General features: G+C 30.5%; 7 protein-coding genes and 1 pseudogene. All 8 read left to right on the top strand.

The features are described from left to right. Positions 1-33 precede the first annotated feature (33 nt). A complete protein-coding gene (locus IE051_RS18255) occupies positions 34-225 on the top strand; it encodes a hypothetical protein (protein WP_189362861.1) in 192 nt (63 codons plus the stop codon). Between the two features lie 180 nt (positions 226-405). Further along, positions 406-1,011, top strand: a complete 606-nt coding sequence (locus IE051_RS18260; RefSeq protein WP_189362862.1) for a hypothetical protein — start codon at positions 406-408, stop codon at positions 1,009-1,011. 179 nt (positions 1,012-1,190) lie between these two features. Then, positions 1,191-1,784: a hypothetical protein gene (locus IE051_RS18265; protein WP_189362863.1), complete on the top strand. Its 594-nt coding sequence runs from the start codon at positions 1,191-1,193 to the stop codon at positions 1,782-1,784. A 160-nt stretch (positions 1,785-1,944) separates the two neighbouring features. Continuing rightward, positions 1,945-2,487 carry a TPM domain-containing protein gene (locus IE051_RS18270; RefSeq protein ID WP_189362864.1) on the top strand — a complete coding sequence of 181 codons (543 nt, stop codon included), beginning with the start codon at positions 1,945-1,947 and terminating at the stop codon, positions 2,485-2,487. 156 nt (positions 2,488-2,643) lie between these two features. After that, positions 2,644-3,465, top strand: coding sequence for a hypothetical protein (locus tag IE051_RS18275; protein WP_189362865.1), 822 nt, complete (start codon positions 2,644-2,646; stop codon positions 3,463-3,465). 152 nt (positions 3,466-3,617) lie between these two features. Continuing rightward, complete coding sequence (locus tag IE051_RS18280) at positions 3,618-4,268, top strand: hypothetical protein (RefSeq protein WP_189362866.1); 651 nt, start codon at positions 3,618-3,620, stop codon at positions 4,266-4,268. A 151-nt stretch (positions 4,269-4,419) separates the two neighbouring features. Continuing rightward, positions 4,420-4,809: a hypothetical protein gene (locus IE051_RS18285; RefSeq protein ID WP_189362867.1), complete on the top strand. Its 390-nt coding sequence runs from the start codon at positions 4,420-4,422 to the stop codon at positions 4,807-4,809. A gap of 238 nt (positions 4,810-5,047) precedes the next feature. Continuing rightward, a pseudogene (locus IE051_RS18650) lies at positions 5,048-5,263 on the top strand (hypothetical protein); the annotation flags it as partial.

Consider the following 5,263-nt stretch of genomic DNA (forward strand, 5'->3'; position numbering starts at 1 on the left):
ATAGTATACGTATAAGAACCTTTAACCAAACTTATGTTTCTGAATAAAAATAAATTATTATTAACCTTATTTATCGGAATTCTAACTGTTAGTTTGAGCGCTCATACAGAAGATGTAGAAACTGTTATTTTTTCAAGAATTAGAGAATTGAGCAATGAACAATTAAATAATTCTGGAGCTGCTAAATTGAATTTTATAACAGAAAAAAAAGAAGCTAAAAAATAGAAAAGAAAATATAAACTGAGATAAAAAACGTTTTACAACAAGGTGTATAATTAATGGCTAGTTCGATCTTGCTTACGAAAATCCTCGAGGATTTTCTATTCGGTTTGTATTTGCTAAATTAGTTACTTAAAGACGCCACTCATCATACACAAAACCGTTGTAAGTAATACCGAAAAACCAATGAAGTCCACCTTTTTACTGATTTTGTGCATTGTTATTTTGTCCTGTAAATCGGGCAATAAAAAAACTTCTTTAACAGAGACGACAAACAGAATTGGAATAAGAAAATTCAAAGTAGCAGATGAAAATATTAAAGACAGTATAGTTGAATATATTAACATTAACGGAAAAGAATATGCTAATCAAATATGGATTGTAGACAAAAAAAACGATACAATTGGTGGAAATTACTTCGATACTTTTATAATGGACACAACTGAATTAGGTAAAGTAACTAAATTGCAATTTACTTTAACTAAACCAACAATAAAATGGGAATCAGATATGTTTGTTGTACTTCCAGACGAAGAAAAATTAAAAGAGGACTTTTCTAATCTATCAGAAATAAAACTTGATACGTTCCATAGTTTTAAAAATGACGGAATATCTAATGACAAATTATTGAATTTAGACTTGCCTTTAAATCACATTGTGGAATTTGGAATAGAATATTCAACATCTGGAAAAAAGAGAATTCGAGGTTTAATTGTTGAAAGAGGTAAGGTAAAAGGAAAAGGTTATGAACGAAGATTATTTTTTGACAAAACCGTTTACGTTAAAGAATAGAAAATAAAGTACTACTTACAACAAAGTATATAAAAAATTGCTATTTTGTACTTAACCAATGTTAGTTGCTCGTTTGCTAGCTTCTGATTTTCCTTCGGAAAATCCTCGCACACAAACACGCAACTTTCCATATACATAAACGTTGGCTGTAATTAAAAAAACAAACCTAAATTAAAATAATGAACATTAAAAAACCCATACTTACCTTTCTATTTCTGACAATCTGCACAATTGGAATTGCTCAAGACTACAAAGAAAACATTAAGTCTGAATTCACTGAATACTTAAATTCCCTTATAAATATGGAGTTTGAAAAATCATTCGAATACATAACACCCGAATTTTTTGAAATTGTACCTAAATCACAAATGTTACAATTAATGGAACAAACTTTCAATAATCCGACAATGGTAATTGAAATTAAAAATCCTAAAATTTTGACAATTCGCAACTCAGAAATAATAGAGAATAAATACTATTCGCTACTGACCTATTCAAATCAAATGAATTTCAAAATGAATAGCGAGGAAGAAGAAACAGAGGATGAAAAAACAATGAGAATAAATTTGATGAAACTATCATTTCAACAAAATTTCGGTGCGGAAAATGTAGTATACAACGAAAAGACGGAATTTTTTGAAATTTACTCTGAAAAGGACGTTTATGGAATTTCAATAAATGGAGAAACTAATTGGAAATTTTTAGTTCTTGAAAAAGATTCGAAAATTATTTTAGATAAAATACTTCCCAAAGAACTTGCTGAAAAAATATAAAAACTACAGCCAACACCGTGTAAAAAAAATTGCTGGTAAAAGCCAATTTACGAAAGTCCTCGCGGACTTTCTATCTGTGCATTATTTGCTAACTTTAGTGCTTAAAACACGCAACTTTCCTTACACAACAACGTTGTACACAATACCCTAAACGCCTGAAATGAAAAACGGAACTAAAATATTAATTCTATTCCTGACTTTAAATTTACTTTCTTGCAAAGGAACTGCTCAAGAAACAGAAATTAAAAAAACCTCTACTGAGTTTGATTTTTCAACAGTTGAAAGATTTCGAGAAACAAAACTAAAAGGTCAGATAATAAATGATTACGACAGCATTTTTAGCCCTTCACAAAGGAAAGAACTATCAGACATTATTTACGACTATAATATTGAAACAACCCGACAAATAGTTGTTGTAACGATTGATAGCTTAAACCCATATTCTGACATACAAAAATTAGCAACAGATTTAGGTAGATATTGGGGAGTTGGAACAGCGGAAAAAGATAATGGACTCATAATTCTACTCTGCCAACCTTGTAGAGAAATCGGAATTGCAACAGGTTATGGCACTGAATTAATTTTGACAGACGAAATTTGTAAAGAAGTAATTAACCAAACAATAATTCCCGAATTTAAAAACGGAGAAGTTTATGGCGGAATAAAAAAAGGAGTGACTGAATTAATCGCAAAATGGAAATAAAAGTACTGTGTACAACATTGTATAAAAATAATGCGTAAGTTTATTCCTCAATCTAAAGGCTAGTGCTTGTTTGCTTGCATCTGATTTTCCTTCGGAAAATCCTCGCACTCAAACTACGCACTATTCTTATACTAGACCGTTGTACCTAATTTAAAAATGAAAAACTTCCTTTTTATAATTTCACTTTTCCTATTCGCAATTGGTTATTCTCAACATGACCAAGAATTTGAACCAACTTTCTATTCAGAAATTTCAGAAAAAGTTGCATCTAAATCATATTACATTGTGAAATTTGGAAATCCTTCTGAGGTAATTGTCAATGACACAATTTTCATGGCAAATTCCGAAACTTGGATTGAAAAAAACACTTACACCTTCAATTCTAATTTTGAAATGCTAGTTAAAAAATATCTAAACAATGAATTTGTTGCTGACGAAATAATTCATTTAGACTCAATTAAACGGATTTTAAACTATAAAGGGAACTTAAAATATGAAGGCGGGAAATGGTATATAACCAAAGTTAATTATCAATATCTCAAAGATAAAAAGATAAAAGAAAAAATAAATGACTCGGGCGAAACTTATTTGAGATATACAGTAACATACGATAGTATAAATAATCCAACTCTAATTGAGCATACGATTGTTGGTCCAGATAAAACTAGACTTCAAAACATCAATTACGATTACGCAAATAGCCAATTCATTCTAATGGATTTCAATTATCAAGGACGATTAGAAGAGGAAATAAAAGGAAATATCAATACGAACTATATCCTCGAAAAAAATGAGAATGGTGACATTACCAAAATGTATTGGATTTTGACCGACAAAACTGAACCTTTTATTTACGAAATCGATTATGAATATGATGAAAATGGGAACTGGATTAAATTAATCAAAAACGTATTAAGTCCTGATGGAACAATTAAACCATATTGCAGAACTTACAGGGAAATTAAATATAAAAACTAGGTACAACACCGTGTATAATTAATTGCTTTGGTCGTTGCTTATTTGGAAAATTCCTTCGGAATTTTCTCGCGTTCGTTTTTGTTTACTAAATTAGTTGCTAAACACGCAACTAACCATACACCAAACGTTAGGTGCAATACGGAATAACAACTATGAAAAGAACAATACTACTTCTGACTTTGATAATAACCTATTCCGGTTTTTCGCAAAGTATGTGGAAAAAAGTAGCGGATAAGTACAAGCAAAATAACATTGAAGAAGTAAAAATCTATCAGCAAAATGTTGAGAACAAAAATCAAAAAAGACTGTGGGACTGGGAATTTTATGACCGAGAAGGACGTCTGATTGAAAAAAAAAGGTTTCAATCAAATCGAAAGTTTGAGTCTCATTACAAATTTGAATACCCAAATAATAAATCACGGATTTTAATCTCGTTTGACAAAAAAGGAAACGAAATAAAACAGATTGACCAAGAATTTGACTTATCCAATGATAAAAACCCTTTAATCAAATTCAGCGAAAGTGGATTTTTTGAATACGAATACAACAAAAATGGAGACATTACTAAAGTTTGGAGAATTAAAGACGACCCAAAACGACTTCAAACGGAAAATTTTTACAACGAAAAAGGATATTTAATTAAAAGTAAAAGTTTAGTATTTACAAGTGACCGAAAAAGTACTTTCATATCGACAAGCACTTACGACTTGGATGAAAATGGAAGTATTTTAAAAATAACAACAGAATCAAACGGAAAAGTAAAAAGTATAGCTGTTTATGAATATAAAAAGTACAGCACCTAACAATGTATAAAAATAATTGCGGTTTAGTGCTAAATCAAAAGTCGTTGCGTGTTTGCTACGTCTGAATTTCCTGCGGAAATTCCTCGCACGCAAACCCGCAACTATTCTTATACGTAAACGTTGCCATTAATTTAAAAAACGCAGAAATTGAATGAGAATTAAGGTTTTTAATTACATAGTTTTTGGAATAATAACTCTGACTTTAGCAAGTTGCGGAAATAAAACTCAATCGGATTTTGTTTACTCAAAAGCGGACAAAAAAGTAGAAATGGTTTTAGAAAACAATGCGGAATATTTAGTTGTGGGAAAACCGACCAAAGCAAATTTTGTAACGGAAAATATAGACAACCAAAAATTTATGGTTTTCGGAGCAGGAATTATGGTAAATCAAGCCGATAAAAGTGGTTTCCGATTTACAATCACGCCGATTGAAAAAACTCTTGTGGACGGAAAGTTGGAAATACAAGTAACTGAACGAATTGAAAATGGAGAAAATTTCACTCATAAATTTTTAGCTCCTGTAAAAACAAAAGCTGAATAAAAAAACTAATGGCAACACCGTATAAAAAAAATTGCTAGTTTTACCTATACCAATGTTAGTTGCTTGTTTGCTAGCTTCTGATTTTCCTTCGGAAAATCCTCGCACACAAACACGCAACTTTCCTTATACAACAACGTTGTAAAACATTGACCAAAAATTGAAAGTATACAGTAAATGTCCTAAATGTAATCACGAAAACGTGTTTCGAACTAATGCAGCAACACGTGTGGAATTTGCTATGGAACACGGGAAATTCAATAAAATCAAATGTTCAAAATGCAATCAGGAGAACTCACTTAACGCAAATAGGTTTTATGCAAAAGAATCCAAACTGATTGCGATAATTTCTGGTATTATTTTTTTAATTGGTACAATTGTCGGAATTTATTTTGTATTTAAAATGATTTCGGAGATGAAAACAGTTATGGGAATTTTTACTGTTGCTTGTGGATTA

The organism is Algibacter mikhailovii (assembly GCF_014651495.1).
Lineage (GTDB): Bacteria > Bacteroidota > Bacteroidia > Flavobacteriales > Flavobacteriaceae > Algibacter_E > Algibacter_E mikhailovii.

Bases quoted from the DNA above. Each gene is read 5' to 3' on its own strand.
- IE051_RS18255 (WP_189362861.1), top strand. From the start codon at position 34: ATGTTTCTGAATAAAAATAAATTATTATTAACCTTATTTATCGGAATT.
- IE051_RS18260 (WP_189362862.1), top strand. From the start codon at position 406: ATGAAGTCCACCTTTTTACTGATTTTGTGCATTGTTATTTTGTCCTGT.
- IE051_RS18265 (WP_189362863.1), top strand. From the start codon at position 1,191: ATGAACATTAAAAAACCCATACTTACCTTTCTATTTCTGACAATCTGC.
- IE051_RS18270 (WP_189362864.1), top strand. From the start codon at position 1,945: ATGAAAAACGGAACTAAAATATTAATTCTATTCCTGACTTTAAATTTA.
- IE051_RS18275 (WP_189362865.1), top strand. From the start codon at position 2,644: ATGAAAAACTTCCTTTTTATAATTTCACTTTTCCTATTCGCAATTGGT.
- IE051_RS18280 (WP_189362866.1), top strand. From the start codon at position 3,618: ATGAAAAGAACAATACTACTTCTGACTTTGATAATAACCTATTCCGGT.
- IE051_RS18285 (WP_189362867.1), top strand. From the start codon at position 4,420: ATGAGAATTAAGGTTTTTAATTACATAGTTTTTGGAATAATAACTCTG.